Source organism: Maribacter sp. BPC-D8, from assembly GCF_035207705.1.
Classification (GTDB): Bacteria; Bacteroidota; Bacteroidia; order Flavobacteriales; family Flavobacteriaceae; genus Maribacter.
In genome coordinates this window covers 4275814-4299405 of the sequence record NZ_CP128187.1, presented here as the reverse complement: position 1 = coordinate 4299405, position 23592 = coordinate 4275814, and the positions used below count along the sequence as shown (strand labels likewise).

The window sequence follows — 23592 nt, the reverse complement described above, 5'->3', positions numbered from 1 at the left end:
TTCAACTTGATTAATCAATTTTTGCTGCTCGTAATCGTAATGCATTTGCTATCACTGAAACAGAACTAAAACTCATAGCCAAAGCGGCGATCATAGGCGAAAGTAACAACCCGAAAAACGGATATAAAACTCCTGCAGCTATAGGGATACCAACGGTGTTATAAATAAGTGCAAAAAATAAATTCTGCTTGATATTCTTCATCACTGCTTTACTGAGATTATGCGCTTTTACAATACCATGTAAATCACCTTTAACCAACGTAATAGTAGCACTTTCAATAGCTACATCTGTACCAGTACCCATAGCAATACCCACATCACTTTTTGCCAATGCAGGCGCGTCATTTATACCGTCGCCAGCAACAGCCACTTTTTTACCTTCTGACTGTAAACGTTCAACAACAGCCAACTTATCTTGAGGAAGCATCCCCGCTTTAAAATCTGCTAAATTCAATTGTTCGGCTACAGCCTTTGCCGTATCATAATTATCACCCGTTAACATGATTACCGAGATACCAGATTTTTGAAGCGCTTCAATTGCCTTTTTACTAGTCTCTTTAATTTGATCACCAATAGCCACAAAACCTACAGCATTACCATCGATTGCTACATAAGAAACTGTTTTACCTTGCCTTTGATGCGCAGCAACAACTACTTGTAAATTCTCAGGAATAGCCACTTTAGCCTCTACCATCATTTTATCATTTCCTAAAACAATAGCTTCGCCATTAATTTTACCAGAAACCCCCATACCTGTGATAGAGTTGAAATCATCAACTTTTAATATATCTACATTTTGAGATTTTCCATAATTAACGATGGCATCTGCCAATGGGTGCTCACTTAACTGATTTAAAGAAACGATATACCGCAGCACCTTTTCATTATCAATTTCTGCAATGCTTCCTACTTTTTCTACTGATGGCTTCCCTTCGGTTATAGTTCCTGTTTTATCTATAATTAGCGTATCAATTTTATCCATACGCTCAAGTGCTTCTGCATTTTTAATCAACACACCAGATTGCGCTCCTTTACCCACACCTACCATTACTGACATCGGTGTTGCCAAACCTAAGGCACAAGGGCAAGCTATAATCAATACCGCAATGGCATTAACCAATGCAAATACATAAGCGGGATCAGGACCAAAAATGACCCAAACTATAAAAGTTACAATAGAAATAAAGACAACAGCAGGTACAAAATAACCAGATATTTTATCTGCCAGTTTTTGAATTGGTGCCTGACTACGACTAGCCTTGTTCACCATATCGATGATTTGAGACAATAAGGTATCTGCCCCTACTTTCTCAGCGGTCATTATAAAAGAACCCTTACCATTTATAGTACCTGAACTTATTATATCGCCGACTACTTTCTGAACTGGAACAGGCTCGCCCGTAATCATAGATTCATCAACCGTGCTCTCCCCTTCATAAATACTACCATCTACAGGTATTTTATCGCCTGGTTTTACACGTAGCAAATCACCTTTTGAAATCTGGTCAATAATTATGCTCACTTCTTTACCGTCTACAATTTTTACAGCTTTATTAGGCGCTAATTTCAACAGTTCTTTTACCGCAGAATTGGTTTTACTATGTGCGCGAGCTTCTAATAACTGACCAAATAAAACTAAAGTCAAAATCACCGTAGCAGCTTCGAAATAAACATGAACTGTACCTTGATCTGTTTTAAATTGAGGTGGAAAAAAATCGGGTACCAAAATAGCGAATACACTAAACAACCACGCCACACCTGCACCAATACCAATTAATGTAAACATGTTCAAATTCCATGTTTTAACTGAACGATAGGCACGTTCAAAAAACATCCACGTTGCATAAAACACCACAGGTATCGACAACGCAAATTGTACCCAATTCCAATATTTTAAGCTCAAGATATTCTGAAGCGGATTATTAGGTATCATTTCTGACATTGCAATAAGAAAGATTGGCAACGTAAACCCTACTGCTATTTTAAACTTATTTAGCAGTTTCTTATAACTCTTTTCTTCGGCGGAAATATCTGCTTGCTTCGGAACCAGATCCATACCACAAATTGGGCAATCGCCAGGTTCATCACTATTTACCTCAGGATGCATTGGGCACGTATACTCTTGACCCTTATTTGTTGTAGCACTTGCCTCTTCAACCAAATCCATACCACAAACCGGGCAGTCTCCAGCTTCCTCATATGTTTTTTCTCCTTCGCAATGCATAGGACAGTAAAAAACACCATTTCCGTTCTCGACCGCTTTAGGTTTTGTAGCCTCATGTATCGGAGCACCGAGTTCATGGATAGAATAATGTCCCCCATCAGCTTCCATAGCCGCCTTTAGAGTTTTCAACGGAATATGATCATCCATCTCTAGCACAGCTTCAGCCTTTTCTAAATTCACCGCAGCATTCTTTACTCCGTCTATTTTAGCTAAGGTTTGCTCGACATGACCTCTGCAGCCATTGCAGGTCATTCCAACTATAGTATATGTATGTTCCATAATGAGATTATGATTTCTTCCAGTTATTACAAACTGTTTCTACTATTTAAACTAATCGTATACACTAAACTTTTATAAAATCTATACATAAAACAAAAACGACTACACATAAGGCAGACTTGCTTTACAGCTCAGTCAATGAAAAAGATAATTAGTTAAAAGTAGTACTTGATTACACTGTATTTGCGAACTAACGCTTACTATCAGTTTAAATCAAATCAAGAAAACTTGGTGTAGAATATTTAAATCTTTAGCCAATATAGGCGGCGGATATGAATCAAAATCGATATTCTCATCTGTAGTTTCTTCAAACAAGCCTATATAAGAACTTGTAAAAGAGATTAAGAATACCTGTTGTGAAAAATCAAAATTAGAAATATCATGTGTCAAATCATCTTGACCTTGCATGGTAAAAGCTTCATTATTACAACAATGCTTTTTAACTATAGGTGTATCTTCTAATAAAGACAAACCAGCTTCCATACCACAATCATCTGCATGATCAAACAATGCTATATCCATAACACGACCCATACACAAATGCTTTTCTACTGTCCAAGAAATTGTAGACAGTAACAATAGCATTGCCATTAGTACAGAAAAAAGTTTATGTAGCAATTGTTTCACATTACAAAATTACAAAATATTGAATAGCAAAGCGCTTATACTGCATTTCTTTAACTAAACTTTGCTATAAGAAATACCTTACAACGAATTAATCCATAAAAAACGATATATATAGTATACGAATTGCAATAATTTCAAGCTAACAGTGTTAAGACATTAACAAAACAATAATCATTAACAGGTTTAACACTAACTATTTAAATTAAAAATCATGAGAAAACATTTAAAATACACATTTCTAATATGCACAATTGCCCTTTTTGTAGGTAGTTGTAGTTCTGACGACGGTTCAGTTTTTGATACTCCATTACCAGATGATACCACAGGAGATGATGGCGCTGATGACTCTGATGAGCCAGAAGTGGCTACGATAGTTTTTAACGAAGCATTACCTTCTGTAAACATTACAACAGCATCTGCGAGCGGAGAAGCAGGCACAAACGTTACAGGTAGAGTTATTTTTACTTCGGACGCTACTACACAACGTAGAATGTATATTACTCAAAATTATTTAGGACAAGGAGAAATGCCTTTTAGTTCTTTTGATTTGGTGAGTGATGATTTAACTAAAGCTTTAAAAGCTGATGGTTCTATAGATTTAGACGGTGCCACTAAGAAAGAAATTGATTTTTCTTTTCCTCTTCCAGTGCCAGATATTGACAACGGAGAAATTGTATATACTTTCTGGACAACAACTGGCAAAGGAGATTTTAGAGATAGCGAAAAAAGATTGGCTTTAGGTGCTGGTCAAATTACCGTAACTGTTGGTTCAGGTGCAAACCCAGCTGCCGCGGTTAGAGAATTTAACGATGTAAAATTATTTGCTCCAGATGTAAATGGTAACACAGAAACATTCTTTTCTTTATTAAATGAAACAGTTTACAAGATCAACGTAGGTCCTGAATTTAGAGCATTCTGGGATTTCGGATATTACTACGGTGCTTCTGGCGTTTCTGCCGATGACAATGCTTCATTTGCTTCTACAGAACAATATGATGCATCTTTCGGATTTGATGTTGAAGGCTTAGAGCCAGGTGCAGACGAAGAAAATTCAGCAACAGAAACTTTGAACCAAATGTTTTTTGCCACTTCTACCACTACAGATGCAACTGCATTTGACGCTATAACATTATCTGGCGATATCAGTTTTACAGCAACTCCTGATGCTCAAAAAATTACTAACCTAAGTGTAGGTGATGTTATTGAATTCGTTGACAACTACGGTAAAAAAGGATTAATAAAAGTTACTGCCATACAACCAGGATTTGGCAATGCTGACTTTATTGAATTCGATGTTAAGATTCAACCATAAGTTTTACAAATAAAATTTAGTTTTAAAAGAGGATGTTTTTAAAAACATCCTCTTTTTTTGTTTTTGAGCACACAGACACATTACAACAATATGTATTTTTGTAAAAAAAAAGTTATGTTCGACGCACTTCGCCCTAAAGTAAGTTCCATTATAGACTCAAATAAAACTCCCGATGCTAAAATGCAAGACATCTGCGAGCTTTTAAAAGCCAATGTTCCGCATTATGACTGGGTAGGGTTTTATTTCAAGAACGGCGATAAGCCAGAACTTAAATTAGGTTCTTATGCTGGTGCGCCAACCGACCACACTATTATCCCCTTCGGAAAAGGAATTTGCGGTCAAGTAGCTGAAAGCAATGAGAATTTTGTAGTACCAGACGTTCAGGCTCAAGACAACTACATCGCATGTAGCATTACCGTTAAAGCAGAGATAGTAGTACCGTTATTCGTTAACGGTGAAAACATTGGTCAAATAGACATCGATTCTAACACTCCCGACCCATTTACAAAGACAGATGAGACATTTTTAGAATTCGTAAATTTTGAAGTAGCCAAAATTCTTTAAAACTTTAGGCTTTTTGTTGATAAACTAGCTCATTTTATAACTGCAAAAAAAGTACTTTTGCTTGCTTATTAAAAACATTTAAGCATCATACAATGAGCAGTGTAAAAAAAGCGTCTTCAGCCTTAATTTCAGTTTTTCATAAAGACGGATTAGAGCCAATAGTAAGAAAATTTCAAGAATTAGGAATCACTATTTACTCCACCGGAGGAACCGAAAAATTCATAACTGATTTAGGTATCGACGTTGTTCCTGTAGAAGACGTAACTAGCTACCCATCTATTCTTGGTGGCAGAGTTAAGACCTTACACCCAAAAGTATTTGGTGGCATTTTGAACAGACAGGATAATGAAAGTGATGTTGCTCAACTAGCAGAATTTGAAATTCCACAAATAGATATCGTTATTGTTGATTTGTATCCGTTTGAAAAAACAGTTGCTAGTGGTGCTTCTGAACAAGATATTATCGAAAAAATAGATATAGGGGGAATTTCTCTTATTCGTGCCGCAGCTAAAAACTTTAAAGATGTTACCTGTGTTTCTTCAATGGAAGATTATGCTGAATTTCTTGATGTTGTTTCTGCTGACAATGGTAACATTAGCATAGAAGACAGAAAGCATTTTGCTGCTAAGTCTTTTAATGTTTCTTCTAATTACGATACTGCTATATTCAACTATTTCAATAAAAACCATGATATCGCCGCTTTAAAAGTTAGCGAAACTCAAGGTAAAGTTTTACGTTATGGCGAGAACCCACACCAAAAAGGGTTCTTCTTCGGAGATTTCGATGCTATGTTCTCTAAATTACACGGTAAAGAATTATCATACAACAACCTTTTAGATGTTGATGCTGCAGTTAATTTGATGTTGGAATTTAAAAATGACGCTCCGACTTTCGCAATACTTAAACACAACAATGCCTGCGGACTTTCGCAAAGAGAAACTTTACACCAAGCTTATGTTGACGCTTTAGCCGGTGATCCTGTTTCTGCTTTTGGTGGCGTTCTTATCAGTAATAAAGAAATTGATAAAGCTACGGCAGAAGAGATTCACAAATTATTCTGCGAAGTTGTTATTGCACCAAGTTATAATGCGGAGGCTCTTGAGATATTAAAAGGAAAGAAGAACAGAATTATTCTTATACAGAATGAAGTTGAAATGCCAGACATGCAAGTAAGAACATGCTTGAACGGTATGCTTCTTCAAGAAAAGGATCATAAAACAGATACGCTTGCAGATTTAACAAATGCGACCAACACAAAGCCTACAGAACAAGAATTAGAAGATTTAATTTTTGCATCTAAACTTTGTAAGCACACGAAGTCAAATACTATCGTCATCGCAAAAAACAAACAACTTTGCGCAAGTGGCACTGGGCAGACTAGTAGAGTTGATGCTTTAAACCAAGCAATACACAAAGCACAGACCTTTAATTTCGACCTAAAAGGGTCGGTTATGGCAAGTGATGCTTTCTTCCCTTTCCCTGATTGTGTGGAGATTGCAGACAAAGCCGGGATCACTAGTGTTATTCAACCAGGTGGATCTATTAAAGACCAATTGAGTGTAGATTATTGTAACGAGCACAAAATTTCAATGGTCATGACAGGCACACGTCATTTCAAACATTAATTTCATTACTTTTGTCGATGAAATACACCCTTTTATCTAAAATTTAAACAGCACATATGGGATTTTTTGATTTCTTGACCGAGGAAATAGCTATAGATTTAGGTACAGCGAACACCCTTATTATTCATAATGACAAGGTAGTTGTCGATAGCCCTTCCATCGTTGCCAGAGATAGAATTAGCGGAAAAATCATTGCAGTTGGTAAAGAAGCCAACATGATGCAAGGTAAAACCCATGAGAATATAAAAACAATTAGACCGTTGAAAGATGGTGTAATTGCTGATTTTGATGCATCTGAAAAGATGTTGATGATGTTCATTAAGAACATTCCGGCATTAAAGAAAAAATGGTTTCCACCAGCATTACGTTTGGTGATCTGTATACCTTCTGGTATTACCGAAGTTGAAATGCGTGCGGTAAAAGAATCTGCCGAACGTGTAAACGGTAAAGAAGTATATCTAATTCATGAACCAATGGCTGCGGCTATAGGTATCGGTTTAGATATTATGCAACCGAAAGGAAACATGATTGTTGATATAGGTGGTGGTACTACTGAAATTGCAGTTATCGCTTTAGGTGGTATTGTTTGTGATAAATCGGTAAAAATTGCAGGTGATGTATTTACGAATGACATCATTTATTACATGCGTACACAACACAACTTATACGTTGGTGAAAGTACAGCTGAAGCAATTAAAATTGAAATAGGTTCTGCAACTGAAGATTTACAGTCTCCACCAGATGAAAAATCTGTACAAGGGCGTGATTTGTTGACTGGAAAACCAAAGCAAGTTCAAATATCTTACAGAGAAATAGCGAAGGCTTTAGATAAATCTATTCTGCGTGTTGAAGATGCGGTTATGGAAACACTATCGCAGACTCCCCCAGAATTAGCTGCCGATATTTACAATACAGGTATTTACCTTGCGGGTGGTGGTTCTATGTTACGTGGATTGGATAGAAGGTTGTCTCAAAAAACCGACCTACCAGTTTATATTGCTGAAGATCCATTACGTGCCGTAGTACGTGGTACAGGTATTGCATTAAAGAATTTAGAACGCTACAAGAGCATATTAATTAAGTAAGAAGTTCATTTTACGAACTGCTTCTTAAATAATGGCAGAAAACCTTGAAGAAATTTCAAGAGCAATTTAGTATTGAATATTGATAGAACTTCGAGGCAAGCCTCGAAGTAGCTTGCCTAACGGCAGTCAGGTTTAAATCTCGATTATCGAGTAAAAATTTAAGGGTGAATGCAACAGATCATAAATTTTCTAATTAGGTATAAGATATTCTTACTTTACCTTTTTCTGTTATTGATTTCATGCATTTTTACGTTTCAATCGCATTCGTACCATCAATCTAAATTTTTAAATTCCTCTAACTATATTTCAGGAAGTATCTATACTTTTTCAGATAATGTAACTTCATATTTTGGCTTAAGGGAAGAAAACAACAAGCTTGTTGAAGAAAATAAAAGACTTAGAGATAAGCTCTTTAACAATGTAGTTCTTTCACCTTCACTAATAGATTCTACTTCTGTAGACTATGAAGTAGTAAGAGGTCGTGTCATCAACAACAGTTATGCCGACCAGCGTAACTACATCACTATCAACAAAGGTAAAAATGATAGTATCGTACAAGATATGGGTGTTATTACAGACAAGGGTATTTTAGGTATCGTTGAAAATACATCAGATAAATTTTCTACCGTACAGAGTATTTTAAGTGACAAATCGAACATAAATGCAAAAATCAAAAACTCTAATCACTTTGGATCTTTAGTTTGGGAGAATACCACAGATTATAATGTTGTTCAATTAATCGACATTCCAAGACTGGTACCACTTACCATTGGTGACACCATTGTTACAGGAGCCATGAGTAGCATCTTCCCAGAAAACATTCCTATTGGTACGATTAAAAGATTTGATTTAGATAACTCAAAAAGTTTCTATTTTATAGATGTAGAACTTTTCAATGATATGACAAATATTGACAATATTTATATCATTAGAAATTTGAACCGTAAAGAGGTTTTAGAATTAGAAGCAGAAACAGAAGCCAATGATTAATAGTACTTCATTTTTAATTGTGCTCCGATTTATTTTATTGGTACTACTGCAAGTGCTAGTATTCAATAAGCTGAATTTCTTTGGCTATATAAATCCGCTAATCTATATTCTTTTCCTGTATTGGTATCCTATCAAACAAAATAGAACTACCTTTATAATACTATGTTTTTTCTTAGGATTATGCGTAGATATTTTTTCTGACACACTTGCCATAAACGCAGCAGCTACCGTTACCATAGCTTATCTTCGACCAACCATTATGCGTTTTATCTTTGGTGTCAATTATGAATTTCAAAGTTTTAAGTTAAACAACAGTACAAAGGCACAACAATTCACGTTTTTAGCGTTATTGATTATAATACATCACTTGGTATACTTCACCTTAGAAATTTTCAGCTTTTCAAACAGCTTGTTAATTTTACAAAAAACGGTAATTGTTAGTATTTCCACATTGATTTTAGGCATGTTGTTCAGTACATTATTCAGCAGTAAAAAAGAATGAGAAAAATTCTTTTATCATTAATTATAGTTGTCATCGCAATTACCTTTTTGGGAAGGCTATCCTATTTGCAAATTTTTAGTTTTTCTGCAGAGCAAGTTTTAGAAGATCCAGCAATTAAAGCGATATACGATTATCCTGAAAGAGGCTACATTTATGATCGTAACGGTTATCTTTTAGTAGGGAATGATCCTGCTTATGATGTAATGGTTATCCCTAGAGAAGTTCAACCTTTAGACACCCTTGAGTTTTGCGGGCTATTAGGAATTGACAAAGAGAAATTCATTGAAAAACTAAGAAGAGCCAGAGTATATTCACCAAGACTACCTTCTGTATTGGTGCCACAACTTTCTAAACAAGATTACGCAAAGCTGCAAGAGAAAATGCGTAAGTATAAAGGCTTCTATATTCAAAAAAGATCTTTACGTTATTACGACACTCCTAGTGCTGCAAATGTCTTAGGCTATATTAGCGAAGTTAACGAAGGGGATTTAGCAGTCAACAAATATTATGTTCAAGGTGAACTGAAAGGTAGAACGGGAGTCGAACGTTACTACGAAGATTTATTAAGAGGTAGAAAAGGTGTACAATACATTCAGAAAGATAGATTCAATAGAGATATCGGTCCGTATAAAAATGGAACTATAGATACGCTACCTGAACAAGGAAAACAAATAAGCATTACCATTGACAAAGCGCTACAAGAATATGGCGAGTTGTTGATGAATGGTAAGCGAGGTGGAATTGTTGCAATTGAACCGGCAACTGGCGAAATTCTTTCTATGATTTCTGGACCAACCTATGACCCTGCTCTTTTAGTTGGTAGAGAACGTTCTAAAAATTATACGAAACTATATAATGATACGATAGCGAACCCTACTTGGGATCGCTCAATCCATGCACAACAACCTCCAGGATCGCCATTTAAGACGCTAAATGCTTTAATAGCTTTACAAGAAGGTGTTCTAGATGAAAATACGACCATACAATGTTACCACGGGTTTTACGTAGGCAAGAAAAAAAGAGGTTGTCACTGTGGTGGTGGTTTACGAAGTTTGAATAAAGGCATATCGCAATCATGTAATGCTTATTTCGCAGGAGCATTCAGAAAAATATACGAAAAGTTCGAAACTACGGATGAAGGCATGGATGTGTGGGAAAAACACATGAAAAGCTTTGGTCTAGGTGATTATTTGGGTTATGATTTACCATTCGGACAAAAAGGACGTATACCGAACAAAGAATATTACGATAAATGGTATGGCGATAATAGATGGAGTTCTTCTTATATCATCTCTAATGCTATTGGGCAAGGTGAAATTTTAGCGACACCTGTTCAGTTGGCAAATATGACAGCTGCTATTGCTAATAGAGGTCACTATTTCACTCCTCATATTTTAAAGAAAATAGAAGGAAAGGATATCACCGAACCAAAATTTACCGAAGCCAAACACACCACAATAGATCCTAAATATTTTGAACCAGTAGTACAAGGTATGGCAGATGTGTATGTAAGTGGTACAGCTAGATGGTTGCAAATACCAGGTATCGCAGTTGCAGGTAAAACAGGTACTGCCGAGAATTTCACTAAAATAGATGGTGTACGTACACAATTGACCGATCACTCGGTTTTCATAGCGTTCGCACCCGTCGATAATCCTAAAATTGCAATAGCGGTTTATATTGAAAATGGATATTTTGGATCTAGATATGCTGGTCATATCGCCACATTAATGATCGAAAAATACCTTAAAGGTGAAATCACCTTAAAGACCCTTGAAAAGAGAATGCTAGAAAAAACACTAGAAGCAGAATACGCGAAACCCTACAGTGGGGAGGAGTTTAAAATAAACGAGCGTGTCTGGTAGAAGCATCTTAAAAAGAATAGACTGGTTGAGTGTATTTATCTATTTTGCACTTGTTTTTATTGGCTGGATCAATATTTACTCTAGTACATTTACAGACGAGCATAGCTCCATATTTGACTTCAGTACACTTTACGGAAAACAGTTATTTTTTATAGGCGTTAGTTTAGTTACTGTAGTTGTGGTACTTGCCTTAGAAGTAAATTTCTATGAACGTTTTTCTAGTTTACTATACCTCATTTCTATGGTCTCGCTACTGGGGCTGTTTGTTTTCGGTAAAACGATTGCCGGTGCAACATCTTGGTACGACCTTGGTTTTTTCAACTTACAACCTTCTGAACTTGCAAAAGTAGCTACTGCACTGGCGCTCGCTAAATATCTCAGCGATATACAAACAGATATTAAACGTAGAAAAGATCAGTTCTATGCACTTCTAATTATACTTATACCAGCTATTTTAATTATACCACAACCAGATCCTGGTAGTGCACTAGTTTTCTTTGCAATGATTTTTGTAATTTTCAGAGAAGGTTTACCTCTATACTATTTAGTTATTCTATTAAGTTTTATTCTCATTTTTGTTATTACTTTAATGTTTGGTACTGTTTGGCTTATTATTGGCCTTGTTTTAATGATCATACTTTTATATGCCTTAAAGCGTAAAACATTAAAAATTCCGGTGATTCCACTTAGTCTTATTAGTGTAGCTGTAATTCTATTCTCGCTTTCGGTAAATTTCGTTTTCAATAATGTCTTTGAGCAACGCCACAGAGATCGATTTGGCATATGGTTACGATTAGAAAAAGACCCGAAAAAACTAGAGCAGATTAGAAAATCTATAGGATACAATACCTATCAATCTGAAAAAGCAATCGAATCTGGCGGATTCTTCGGAAAAGGATTTCTAGAAGGCACCCGTACAAAAGGAGATTTTGTACCTGAACAGCACACCGATTATATTTTTAGTACCGTTGGTGAAGAATGGGGGTTTTTAGGTACTGCAACCGTAATTATTCTATTTACCGTATTATTTCTAAGGCTAATCTCTTTAGCCGAACGACAGAAAAATGCCTTTGCCAGAATGTATGGCTATGGCGTTATATCTATTCTACTCATCCATTATTTCATTAACATAGGTATGGTAATTGGTATTTTACCTACTATTGGTATTCCACTACCCTTTTTTAGTTATGGTGGATCCGGACTCTTATTCTTTACTATTCTACTATTTATTTTCTTAAAGTTGGATACGAATAGATTGAAAGAGAGTTTCTAAAACTTCCACCCAGTAGTATTTTTACTTGCTTCAAAAGCACTTTGCTGCTTTTCTGTTAGTTTGGCAAAAAAATCGATTCCTGTTGCTTTTTCTATATCATCAACAGACACAACAAAATTGCGTAAAGAAGTAAATTGAGGTTTATTTGGCATTAAAAAAGAAAGGGTATAAATCTTATCTCCTTTTTTACGGGCAATGATCTTATAGAAAGTATCAGGCACATCTACATCTTCTTCTCCGATCTCTTCTAATCCACTTTCTAACACTCCGCCAGTAAACACATATAAAGTTCCGTACTGTTTTGCCCAGCGTCTTGTTTGCTGCTCTAAGTCGTTCCAAATACCAGCATTGAACTCTCTGTCTTGCGGACTTATATTACTCGTATAAAAAGTTTCATTGTATGCTTGTAGCGAGAATCTGCGATCACCAGCAGGTAATAAATGTCCACGGTCATAACCCGACCCCTTATAGTTTCGCCAATCTGCAGATTTAGAAGAGACAAATGGATCTTCTATAAAATAAGGGCGCTTTCTATCATCATAGGTCAAATGACTTTTACTAAGTGTATACGCCACCCATTCGGCTTGTTCATAAGGTTCATTGTATGACAAGGTAAAATACTCATGATTTACAATTTCACCTGTTGTTGATGACGGCAGTAATTCTTTCGGAAACTCATTTGTGATAACACCCTCTTCATTTTCAGAATATGTTGCGGGCGTATAAAAGTTTTCAAACAGCCAAAAACCTACAATACAAACAAGAATTAAAATACTATAAAGAGATCCATTTTTTTTGCGGTATGCCATACGCCAAAATTACCTAATTTTGTAAGATATATGGTAAATTACCGACCAATAAAGCTAGTAAACAAAGTCTAAACGAAAGGAAAATTATGATGTTAACTTGGAAAGATGTAATTCATTTTTCAGTGAATGGTAACCCTGAACCTGACAGAAGAGTTGAAAAAACAGAACAGGAGTGGAAAGAGATTTTGACACCTGAACAGTTTAGAGTTACTCGAAAAAAAGGTACTGAAGCTCCGCATTCTGGTGCGCTTTGTACTGCTCACGAAGCTGGTAAGTATGAATGTGTATGTTGTGGCACACCATTATTTGATTCTACTATTAAATTTGAATCTGGTACCGGGTGGCCTAGCTTTACACAACCCATTAAAGAGAATGCTATAAAATACCATAAGGATACAACCTTTGGTATGATACGGGTAGAAGTGATGTGCAATACGTGCGATGCCCATTTGGGACATATATTCCCAGACGGACCAGAACCTAGCGGATTACGCTACTGCATTAATTCTGAATCTATGCAATTAGAAAAGGAGGAAGCTAATGGCTAATACGAATCTAGAAATCGCCACAGTTGGTGGTGGTTGCTTTTGGTGTACCGAAGCGGTATTTCAAGAGGTAAAAGGTATACATAAAGTAGTTTCTGGATATACAGGCGGAAAAGCACCTGGAAGACCAACATACAGAGAAATCTGTTCTGGATTAACAGGTCATGCAGAAGTAGTTCAAGTTACTTTTGACCCCGCTATCATTTCTTATGAAGATATTCTGATTATTTTCATGACAACTCACGACCCTACCTCTCTAAACAGACAGGGTGCCGATGCTGGAACTCAATATCGTTCTGTTATTTATTTTCACAATGACGAACAAGAGAAAAAAGCAAAAATTGTATTGAACGAGATGCAAGCGGTCTATGAAGAACCTATTGTAACTGAATTAAGTCCTTTAGGTATTTTCTATGACGCAGAAGAGGATCATCAAGATTACTACAAGAACAATTCTGAGCAAGGCTATTGCCAGGTGGTTATCAACCCGAAGTTGGCAAAACTTAGACAGTTACATGCCGACAAGCTTTTATCATAGCATGTAGTTCGGTTTATCTTAAGAGACATTCTATTCAACTATAGCAATTTTCTGTTCACCTATAAAAACTTAAAACTTTTTATAGGTGAACTTATTTTTGAGACATCATAACTTTAAAACCTACTTATTATGAATTCTCAAAAATCTTTTTATTACATCGCATTGGGGCTTTTCGCCATCGCTGTTATAGGCTCAATCATCAATTCATTCTTAAACTATGAGATGGTTGCAGAAACATTTACAAAACTTGGCTATCCGGTTTATCTAATTCATGTTCTTGGCGTATTTCAATCTTTAGGTCTTATCTTAATTCTTTTCAACAAATCTCATTGGGCTTTAGAATGGGTATATGCTGGTTTCTTTATGAACTATACATTAGGTGCTTTGGCACATTTAGCCATTAAAGATGGTAATGGAGCATCTGCGGTAGTATGTATTGTACTGCTATTTGTAACATACATTCAAAGTAAAAAAATACGTAACACAAATAATGAGTTAGCTGATTTCGGGAAACCTGAGCACGCTAAATTCATTTAGAAAATTAGCACATAAAAAAAGCCGCTATATAAGTTATATAGCGGCTTTACTTTTTTATAAAATAAGAACTCTAGTTCTTAACACTAGCTAGTTTACCTTGCTTAATGTTATTCATTTTTAAATCTTCTAATACGTTTACAGCTTCTTCAACATAAACATCTTTTGCTAAATTTTTATGCCATCTGTTACGCTTTTCACGTAGAACAGAATCTTTAGTAAACAATTGCTCTTCATAGCCTAAAGACTTAAATGTAAGTTTAGAATCGTAATCGGTTAACTTTTTAAAGTAGTTCGATTGTTCTTTATCCTTATTTTTTTCTTCCTTATAGGTATCAAAATTTAAAGAAATTTCTGTCTCATCTTGCTCAGCTTTTAACCACTTTGCATTTTCTTCTATCAACTTAATTTGCTGACTAGTTGACATTCTCTTTTCACTATCGGCTATAGTTTTTTCATAATTGATATAACCATCCCAAGGTTTATAATCAGCAGGTGTGATTTTATCCCATCCTAACGGATTTGATTGATCTCTTTCTCCTAAATCAATATAGCTATATCTGTCTGGTACAACAATATCACTCTTAACACCTTCTAACTGAGTAGAACCACCGTTAATTCTATAGAATTTCTGAGTCGTAATTTTAATCGCACCTAAATCGCCGTGCTCATTACTACGTAACATATTGTTCAACGGTATAACGTTCTGTACCGTTCCTTTACCAAATGTTTGCTTACTACCAATTACAATAGCTCTTTTATAATCTTGCATTGCAGCAGCTAAAATTTCAGATGCAGATGCAGATAATTCGTTTACAAGAATTACCAACGGACCATCCCACTGAATTCTTTCATCTTTATCATCATACACATCTTTACCTTTATCTTTAGATTGCACTTGCACAATAGGACCATCTTTAATGAAAAGACCTGCCATTTCAACAACAGTCTTTAAAGATCCACCACCATTGTCACGTAAATCTAGAATAAGACCTTCCATGCCTTCTTCTTTTAAACGATCTACTTCTTTAGCAACATCTGTAGCTGCATTTCTTTCGCTGTAATCATTAAAATCAACATAGAATTTTGGAAGATTAATAATTCCGAATTTCTCTTCTCCTTTAATAATGTTCGCTGATTTTGCATAAGACTCTTCTAATTCAACAACGTCTCTCGTTAAGGAAACAACATCTAAAGAACCATCGACCTTTTTAACAGTTAAATCTACAATAGTACCTTGGGCACCTTTGATCAATTTAATGGCATCGTCTAAACGCATACCTACAATATTAATAGGCTCTTCTCCATTCTGACCAACTTTTATAATTTCATCACCAACTTCTAATCGTGCATCTCTCCATACTGGTCCACCAGAAATAATTTCTACGATTTTTGCACCTTCAGCCTTTTTCTGAAGTCTTGCTCCAATACCTTCGAACTTACCTGACATACTCGTATCAAACTTCTCTTTCTCTTCTGGAGCGAAGTAAAATGTATGTGGATCAAATTCATCAACAATAGTATTGATGTATTGTACAAACCAATCTTTACGTTCTAAATCATTTACAAAATCAAAGAACTCATCTAAAGTAGTTTCTGTAGATTTTCTTGACTCCTCTTCTGCCTCTTTTGGCGAATGCGCAGTATGATCATGCTCATCTGTACTTTCGATTTCCTCATTCTCCATATGAGAAATTTTAGAATCATACGTACCTAAAGTCGCATATTTCAATTGCTTTCTCCAACGTTCTTTAAGCTCTTTTCTATCTGCAGCAAAAGGCTCTTCATCATACTTAATGCTGATGCTTTCATTCTCAGAATAATCAAAAGGAGTTTCTAAGACTTCTTTATAAATTCCTTTTGCATCGCCCATACGCTCCATCAATCTTTCATATACTACATTGAAAAATGTGATGTCTGTATTTTTGATTTCATCATCTATCTGATACTTGTACTTTTCGAATTCTGCGATATCAGATGCAATAAAGTATCTTTTGGTCGGATCGATTACATCAATAAAATCTTCAAACACATGTACCGAAAAATCATCGTCAAGCGCTTTTGGTTCATAATGTCCTTTTTCTAACACATAGGTTATTAAATCTAACAACAATTTGTCCTTATCGTCATTTTCAAAAGTCTTATTTGTAAAACTGCATGACGCTACAGCTGCGAGCATCAACAATAGTACGTAGGCTAAATTTCTTTTCATAAAATTATCTTTTACTTTCCTTTTCAATATCTCCGAATTTGAGGGTTGTAAGCAACATAAAAAGCTACTTAAACCCCTAAGGTAAAGAAAAAACCATGCCAATTAAATGTGCTTAGAACTAATTTTTTGTTAAACGGCATTTCGGGCTTATCATATTTAAAAACGTATTTTTACTACAGAAAGTATACGATATGGAAAAACCACTGATTTTAATAACGAATGATGACGGAATTACTGCGCCTGGTTTACGCATGTTGATTACCATAATGAAAAAAATAGGCGATGTAGTTGTCGTAGCACCTGACAGTCCGCAATCTGGTATGGGTCATGCAATTACCTTAGATACTGCCCTTTTTTCTAAAAAAATGAAAATCGATCTAGACCAAGATGGTATTGACGAATATAGCTGCAGCGGTACACCTGCAGATTGTGTAAAATTAGCACTTCAAGAAATACTACCAAAAAGACCTGACATTTGTGTTAGCGGCATTAATCATGGCTCTAACTCTTCAATAAATGTTATTTATTCAGGCACTATGAGTGCTGCGGTAGAAGCGGGTATCGAAGGAATTCCCGCCATTGGTTTTTCTTTATGTGACTACAGTTGGAATGCTGATTTTGAGCAAGCTCATGATTTTATTCATAGTATTGTTACCCAAGCTTTAGCGAACGGTATACCGAAAGATACCGTGTTAAACGTAAATATACCTAAGCTTAAAAAAGAGGAAATAAAAGGTATTAAAGTTTGTAGACAGGCAAAAGCAAATTGGAAAGAAAAATTCGATAAGCGCACCAATCCGATGGGCAAAGATTACTATTGGCTTACCGGTGAATTTGAACTACTTGACAAAGGCGAAGATACCGACGAATGGGCATTGGCAAATGGTTATATTTCTGTTGTGCCTGTCCAATTCGATTTAACTGCCCATCACGTAATTCAAGAATTGAATACTTGGGAGCTTTAGTAAAACACAGTTTAAAGATTTAATTATTACGCACAACTATTTTAAATGAATACTAAAAAAGAAATTCTAATAGGGTTTATAGTAGGCATCATAGCAAACGCTCTTGGCACATTACTATACATTCTTGTATTTTCAGATTTAAGCATTACCGAAACTTTTGAAGCTGCCGTAAACCAAGAACATGTTGGTAGCCTTTTGGCATTGGGCGCTATTCTAAACCTAGTTGCTTTTTTCGGATTTCTAAGAATCAAGAGAGACAATAGAGCAAAAGGGGTTTTGATTGCTACCATATTAACCGCATTCTTGATTCTTTACTACAAAGTATTTTAAAATGAAGTACTACATAATTGCAGGCGAAGCTTCTGGTGATCTTCATGGCTCTAATTTAATTAAGGCACTGAAGAAACAAGACCCGAATGCCGACATTAGATGTTGGGGTGGAGATTTAATGCAACAAGCTGGCGGAACTCTAGCCAAGCACTACAAAGAATTGGCTTTTATGGGATTCATCGAAGTCCTTCTCAACCTAAACTCCATTTTTAAAAATATAAAATTCTGTAAGCAAGACATTGCAGCCTTTAATCCTGATGCTATAATTTTCATTGATTATTCCGGATTTAATTTACGTATTGCCAAATGGGCAAAAGAAAATAATTTCCAAACCAATTATTATATTTCACCGCAAATATGGGCTTCTAGAGAAGGTAGGATCGAGAAAATAAAAGCTACGGTGGATCACATGTATGTGATTCTCCCTTTTGAGAAAGAATTTTACGAAAAGAAACACAATTACCCAGTTAATTTCGTGGGGCATCCGTTATTAGATGCCATTGATAATAGACCTGAATTAAACGAAACTCAATTTAGGTCAGATAATGGCATAGATCCGATCAAACCAATTATAGCCTTGCTACCTGGCAGTCGCAAACAAGAAGTTCAAAAGATGCTGTCTTTGATGCTTTCTTTGACCAACGACTTTGCTGAATATGAATTTGTTATTGCAGGCGCACCAAGTTTAGACAAAGAATTTTACGCTGCTTTTCTTAGCAATGCGAATGTAAAGTTCATTCAAAATAAAACTTACGATTTACTATCTATATCAACCGCTGCCTTAGTTACCAGTGGCACAGCTACTTTAGAAACTGCATTATTCAAAGTGCCACAGGTGGTATGCTACAAAGCAAACTGGATTTCTTACCAAATTGCTAAACGTATTATCACTTTAGAATATATTTCTTTGGTCAACCTTATCATGAAAAAGGAAGTAGTTAAAGAATTAATACAAGATGATTTCACCAAACAGAACCTAAAAAAGGAACTGACCTTAATTTTAGATGGGGAAGCTAGAAGTAAACAACTGGCTGAATATGATGAGTTAATTGCGAAATTGGGTGGTTCTGGAGCTAGCGCCGAAGCTGCTTCGCTTATCATTGCAAATGCTAAAGTTTCATAGCTTTATTAATTTTAAAAAATAATTATATAATTTTGAAGTTACACGTACTACAGGGTACACTCTATTTTATGCGCATATTACCATACTTTTTTATCATTTGCTTTTTAGCCAGTTGCGGAGTCAAAAAGACGAGCACTTCTGACAAGGAGCGTAAAATATCTGTTGCTGCAGCAAATAATGCCAGAACAGGTAACGTTGCCCAACCTACAAGAACAGAAGAACGAAGAGTAATAACTTCTTCAACGCACACAAAGGCCGACGAGATTATTAATACAGCCCTTTCATTTTCTGGAACACGCTATAAGTTTGGTGGCACCACCAAAAAAGGAATGGATTGCTCTGGTCTACTATATATTTCTTTTGGTGAACATGATGTGCAACTGCCTAGAACTTCTATTCACATGGCAGAAGAAGGTCATCGTGTTACGGTTAAAAATGTTGAGAAGGGCGACTTGCTATTTTTTAAGACTTCAAGAGGTTCTAAACGTATTAACCATGTAGGTATGGTTGTAGGTACAGACAATAACGAAATTACATTTATACACGCATCAACATCTCGTGGTGTTACCGTCTCATCTTTACGAGACGGATTCTGGAACCAAGCATTCGTAAAGGCTACAAGAATATTATAGCATGAAGCTCTTAGCGTTTATTCCTATCAGATTAACGCTTTTACTCATTGCTGGAATCTTAATAGGTTACTTTTTTTCCTTTAATTTAATATATACGCTTCTCTTTACCGTTTTTCTTTTTCTACTACTTGCTGTAATTTTCTTTTTTGAGAAGAATACAAAATCGGTTTTATTTGGAACAATTGCCGCGCTAACATTTGTATCATTAGGCATCTACAGTTATACTGCTGCACAACCCATAAATCTCAACAGTCATTACAGTAATCACCAAAGTACCAAGAACGAATTATGGACGCTAAAAATCAAAGAGGTTCTAAAACCCAATCAGTTTTCGACCCGCTATTTTGCCTCTGTAAAAAATATCGGCAATGAGCATGTAAGTGGTACTATTCTTATAACTATACCCAAAGATTCAACAAATTTAAACTTAGCTATTGATGATGAATTTGTGACTTATGCCGAAGCTAAAGCTATTTCTCCTCCTCTAAATCCGCATCAATTTAATTATAAAAAATATCTGAAGAATTTAGGTGTATACCATAGTATACGAATCGAGCATGATGGACTAGTTAAAATCAAAAATTCGCAAACAACCCTTCTCGGTATCGCTGCCAGCGCTCGAAATCATATTATTAAAAAACTTGATAAAGAAAATTTCGGAGCAGATGAATTAGGAGTCATACAGGCCCTATTACTTGGGCAGCGTTCAGATATATCAGAAGAAACGTATACCAACTACCAGAAAGCTGGTGCTGTGCATATTTTAGCAGTATCTGGACTACACATTGGTATTCTACTCTTAGTTATTCAATTTTTATTGAGTCCGCTGAAAAACATACCTAATGGGCGAACTCTTATTTTAATTCTTTCGGTTCTCTTTTTATGGATGTTTGCCTTTATTGCAGGGTTGTCTGCTAGTATTATTCGAGCAACTACGATGTTTACTTTCGTGGCGTATGCCTTGTATTTGAACCGACCTAGCAATACGTTTAATATACTTGCGATTTCCATTTTATTTATTCTACTATTCATTAATCCGAATTTGCTATTTCAAGTCGGATTTCAAATGAGCTATGCGGCTGTTTTTGCTATACTTTGGATTTTTCCCTTGCTCAAACAATTATGGTTTCCGAAGAATAAAGTGGTCCGTTACTTTTGGCAACTGTTATGTGTTAGTATAGCCGCACAATTAGGAGTTCTACCAATTAGTCTATTCTATTTTCATCAGTTTCCGGGATTGTTCTTTATTTCAAATTTAGTGATTGTACCTGCTTTAGGATTGATTCTTGGTATGGGTATTTTAGTGATAGCATTATCACTATTAAATTGGCTCCCCAATCCATTAGTCTGGTTTTACAATGAAATCATCAGTTTAATGAATAGCTTAATAGCTTGGGTGGCAAAACAAGAAAGTTTTATTTTCAGTGCTATCTCTTTCGATTTTATTCAGTTATTATTAAGTGTTTTGGTTCTGGTAATGGGAATTGAACTTTGCACAAAATTCAACTACAAACGAATAGTTTTCTTTTTATTAAGCATTCTATGTTTTCAAGGCTGGACAATCTATCAGGAATATGAAGCTCATAACAAGTCGGAAGTATTAGTGCTTCATCAAACGAGAAAGAGCATCGTTCTTAACAGAAACGGAGGTGATTTATCCATCCTAACAAATCCTAATAACACTCCAGATTATTTGATTTCAGATTATAAAACTGCTGAACGCATAGATTCCGTTCAATATGATTCTTTAAAAAACAGCTATGCTTTTGAAGATGAATTACTTTTGATTATTGATAGCACAGGAATTTATCCGAAGTCAACATCCTTTAAAATCTTATTGACGCAATCACCGAAAATCAACCTAGACAGATTGCTTGATAGCATCAACCCAAAAGTGATTATCGCAGATGGTAGCAACTACAAAAGTTATATTGACCGTTGGGAAGCTACTTGTTTAAAAAACAAAATCCCTTTTCACTATACTGGCGAAAAGGGAACTTATTATTTTGAGTAGTATAAATTAATGTACTTTACCCATTAACTTTTTAATTAACGGTGATGCTAAAAGAACGATAACACCTGCACCTAAAGCATATTTTGCAATAAGCATAAAACCATCTGTATACACAGTTAAAGTTGCAAATCCGCTTACCTCGCCATCTGTACTTTCGATAGCTAATTGTTTACCTATAAAACCTACTATCTGAAATGCAAAAGCGGATGATAAAAACCAAACACCCATAATAAAGGCGATCAATCTCATCGGTGCTAAATCGGTCATTTTAGATAGACCTACTGGTGACATAAATAGCTCACCAACCGACAATAAGAAATACATTAACAAAAGGTATGTAAAGGGAACAAATCCGCTTTCGTTGGCACTACCACCACTTAATGCTAGTACATAAAAACTAATACCTGCAAAAAGCAATCCTAATCCGAATTTATAAGGAGTTCTAGGATTCCATTTTTTCTTGCTTAACCAAGTCCACATCATTGAAATCGGAATAGCCAATATAATAATGAACATCGAGTTCAATGAATTTGTTTGCGCAGCAGACATGATGCCTTCTAAATCAATATTTCTAGCTGCAAACAAAGTAATTACACTACCAGACAATTCATGGAAACCCCAGAATATAGTCATGAAAAATGTAAGTAAAACAGCTACAAACAGCTCTTTTCTTTCCTTAACATTTGCCTTGTACATTTCATAGGCTAGGTAAGCCAATACCGCAATACCAATACCAGTGAAGATAATATTTACAATGTTCTGATCAGCAAACATACCATCTGTAGCAACCGCTTTATAAGATGCCAACAATAGTGCTATTAATGGTGCTGAAAGTACCGCTAGTACAGGTACAAGAATACCCTGTTTAATACCAAGTACTTTTTTCTCTAATACATGCTCATTTGGGGGCAACCCTCTATCACCAAATACATTCGCTTGTATACCTCTCCAAAAAACAATTAGACCGGTCAACATACCAATACCTGCCAAGCCAAAACCATAGTGCCAGCCATAGGTAGCCGCTAGCCAACCACACAAAAGTGGAGCTACCCAACCACCAATATTAATACCCATATAGAAAATGGTAAAACCAGAATCTTTTTTAGGATCACCTTTCTCATACAACGTACCTACGAACGTTGAGATATTTGGCTTAAAGAATCCGTTACCTACAATGATTAACGATAGGGCAAAAAAGAAAGCCATGTCGTCTTCTACTGCCAAAACAAAGTGACCTATAGACATTAAAATACCGCCTAAGAAAATAGAATTACGCATTCCTAAAATCTTATCCGATAATTTTCCTCCGATAACTGTAGAGGCATAAACTAATGATCCGTAGGATGAGTAAACAGCTGCTGTTGCATAATCTCTTTCTGCCAAGGCCTTGAAGATTACATCGATCATGTAAAGCGTCAATAACGCTCGCATACCGTAGAAGCTAAAACGCTCCCATAACTCTGCAAAGAATAAGTAAAATAAACCCTGCGGGTGTCCAAAAATCTGCTTTTGGTCTGAAAATTCAGTACTTTCAGTCATATTGT

Annotated in this window: 21 protein-coding genes; 16 read left to right on the top strand and 5 right to left on the bottom strand. The window is 35.7% G+C overall.

All coding sequences use genetic code 11. From position 1 onward, the window contains the following. Positions 1-10 precede the first annotated feature (10 nt). Positions 11-2503, bottom strand: coding sequence for a heavy metal translocating P-type ATPase (locus QSV08_RS18895; RefSeq protein ID WP_324025253.1), 2493 nt, complete (start codon positions 2501-2503; stop codon positions 11-13). A gap of 213 nt (positions 2504-2716) precedes the next feature. Further along, entirely contained in the window at positions 2717-3121 is a 405-nt protein-coding gene (locus tag QSV08_RS18890; protein ID WP_324025252.1) for an HYC_CC_PP family protein, read from the bottom strand. 220 nt (positions 3122-3341) lie between these two features. Between QSV08_RS18890 and QSV08_RS18885 the strand changes: the two genes are divergently transcribed. The 8 genes from QSV08_RS18885 to rodA all read left to right on the top strand — a co-directional run bounded on the left by QSV08_RS18885 (position 3342) and on the right by rodA (position 12346). Continuing rightward, positions 3342-4442, top strand: coding sequence for a hypothetical protein (locus QSV08_RS18885; protein WP_324025251.1), 1101 nt, complete (start codon positions 3342-3344; stop codon positions 4440-4442). 114 nt (positions 4443-4556) lie between these two features. Then, the gene (locus QSV08_RS18880; RefSeq protein WP_324025250.1) at positions 4557-5006 is read left to right on the top strand and encodes a GAF domain-containing protein; all 450 of its coding nucleotides are present in this window, start codon (positions 4557-4559) and stop codon (positions 5004-5006) included. Positions 5007-5098: 92 nt separating this feature from the next. Next, a complete protein-coding gene (gene purH / locus QSV08_RS18875) occupies positions 5099-6631 on the top strand; it encodes a bifunctional phosphoribosylaminoimidazolecarboxamide formyltransferase/IMP cyclohydrolase (RefSeq protein ID WP_324025249.1) in 1533 nt (510 codons plus the stop codon). Positions 6632-6687: 56 nt separating this feature from the next. Next, entirely contained in the window at positions 6688-7716 is a 1029-nt protein-coding gene (locus QSV08_RS18870) for a rod shape-determining protein (RefSeq protein ID WP_027066022.1), read from the top strand. Positions 7717-7884: 168 nt separating this feature from the next. After that, positions 7885-8706 (top strand): rod shape-determining protein MreC, encoded by an 822-nt coding sequence (gene mreC / locus QSV08_RS18865; RefSeq protein ID WP_324025248.1) that lies wholly within the window; start codon positions 7885-7887, stop codon positions 8704-8706. Further along, complete coding sequence (gene mreD, locus QSV08_RS18860) at positions 8699-9208, top strand: rod shape-determining protein MreD (RefSeq protein ID WP_324025247.1); 510 nt, start codon at positions 8699-8701, stop codon at positions 9206-9208. The genes mreC and mreD overlap by 8 nt, the downstream gene beginning before the upstream one ends. Next, the gene (mrdA, locus tag QSV08_RS18855; protein WP_324025246.1) at positions 9205-11073 is read left to right on the top strand and encodes a penicillin-binding protein 2; all 1869 of its coding nucleotides are present in this window, start codon (positions 9205-9207) and stop codon (positions 11071-11073) included. The genes mreD and mrdA overlap by 4 nt, the downstream gene beginning before the upstream one ends. Continuing rightward, positions 11063-12346, top strand: a complete 1284-nt coding sequence (rodA, locus tag QSV08_RS18850; protein ID WP_324025245.1) for a rod shape-determining protein RodA — start codon at positions 11063-11065, stop codon at positions 12344-12346. The genes mrdA and rodA overlap by 11 nt, the downstream gene beginning before the upstream one ends. Here rodA and QSV08_RS18845 read toward each other — a convergent pair. Further along, positions 12343-13155 carry a DNA/RNA non-specific endonuclease gene (locus QSV08_RS18845; protein WP_324025244.1) on the bottom strand — a complete coding sequence of 271 codons (813 nt, stop codon included), beginning with the start codon at positions 13153-13155 and terminating at the stop codon, positions 12343-12345. The two genes, rodA and QSV08_RS18845, sit on opposite strands and share 4 nt — an antisense overlap. An 89-nt stretch (positions 13156-13244) precedes the next feature. Here QSV08_RS18845 and msrB point away from each other — a divergent pair, with 89 nt between their 5' ends. The 3 genes from msrB (at position 13245) to QSV08_RS18830 (ending at position 14775) form a co-directional block, all read left to right on the top strand. Next, on the top strand, positions 13245-13703 hold the full coding sequence (msrB, locus tag QSV08_RS18840) for a peptide-methionine (R)-S-oxide reductase MsrB (RefSeq protein WP_324028393.1): 459 nt from the start codon (positions 13245-13247) through the stop codon (positions 13701-13703). Further along, on the top strand, positions 13696-14238 hold the full coding sequence (msrA, locus tag QSV08_RS18835) for a peptide-methionine (S)-S-oxide reductase MsrA (RefSeq protein ID WP_324025243.1): 543 nt from the start codon (positions 13696-13698) through the stop codon (positions 14236-14238). Before msrB ends, msrA begins: the two co-directional genes overlap by 8 nt. Positions 14239-14367: 129 nt before the next feature. Then, a complete protein-coding gene (locus QSV08_RS18830) occupies positions 14368-14775 on the top strand; it encodes a DoxX family protein (protein ID WP_303600486.1) in 408 nt (135 codons plus the stop codon). Positions 14776-14845: 70 nt separating this feature from the next. Here the strand turns inward: QSV08_RS18830 and QSV08_RS18825 are convergent, their stop codons facing one another. Further along, positions 14846-16984: a carboxy terminal-processing peptidase gene (locus QSV08_RS18825; protein ID WP_324025242.1), complete on the bottom strand. Its 2139-nt coding sequence runs from the start codon at positions 16982-16984 to the stop codon at positions 14846-14848. A gap of 191 nt (positions 16985-17175) precedes the next feature. Between QSV08_RS18825 and surE the strand changes: the two genes are divergently transcribed. From surE to QSV08_RS18800, 5 genes are all read left to right on the top strand, one after another. Beyond that, positions 17176-17949, top strand: a complete 774-nt coding sequence (gene surE, locus QSV08_RS18820; RefSeq protein WP_324025241.1) for a 5'/3'-nucleotidase SurE — start codon at positions 17176-17178, stop codon at positions 17947-17949. A gap of 45 nt (positions 17950-17994) precedes the next feature. Then, on the top strand, positions 17995-18279 hold the full coding sequence (locus tag QSV08_RS18815; RefSeq protein ID WP_324025240.1) for a hypothetical protein: 285 nt from the start codon (positions 17995-17997) through the stop codon (positions 18277-18279). Position 18280: 1 nt separating this feature from the next. Continuing rightward, positions 18281-19402: a lipid-A-disaccharide synthase gene (lpxB, locus tag QSV08_RS18810; protein WP_324025239.1), complete on the top strand. Its 1122-nt coding sequence runs from the start codon at positions 18281-18283 to the stop codon at positions 19400-19402. A gap of 68 nt (positions 19403-19470) precedes the next feature. Further along, complete coding sequence (locus QSV08_RS18805; protein ID WP_324025238.1) at positions 19471-20034, top strand: C40 family peptidase; 564 nt, start codon at positions 19471-19473, stop codon at positions 20032-20034. A 1-nt stretch (position 20035) separates the two neighbouring features. Then, entirely contained in the window at positions 20036-22048 is a 2013-nt protein-coding gene (locus QSV08_RS18800) for a ComEC/Rec2 family competence protein (RefSeq protein ID WP_324025237.1), read from the top strand. A 6-nt stretch (positions 22049-22054) separates the two neighbouring features. Here the strand turns inward: QSV08_RS18800 and QSV08_RS18795 are convergent, their stop codons facing one another. Next, positions 22055-23587 carry a peptide MFS transporter gene (locus QSV08_RS18795; RefSeq protein WP_324025236.1) on the bottom strand — a complete coding sequence of 511 codons (1533 nt, stop codon included), beginning with the start codon at positions 23585-23587 and terminating at the stop codon, positions 22055-22057. Between the last annotated feature and the right edge of the window lie 5 nt (positions 23588-23592).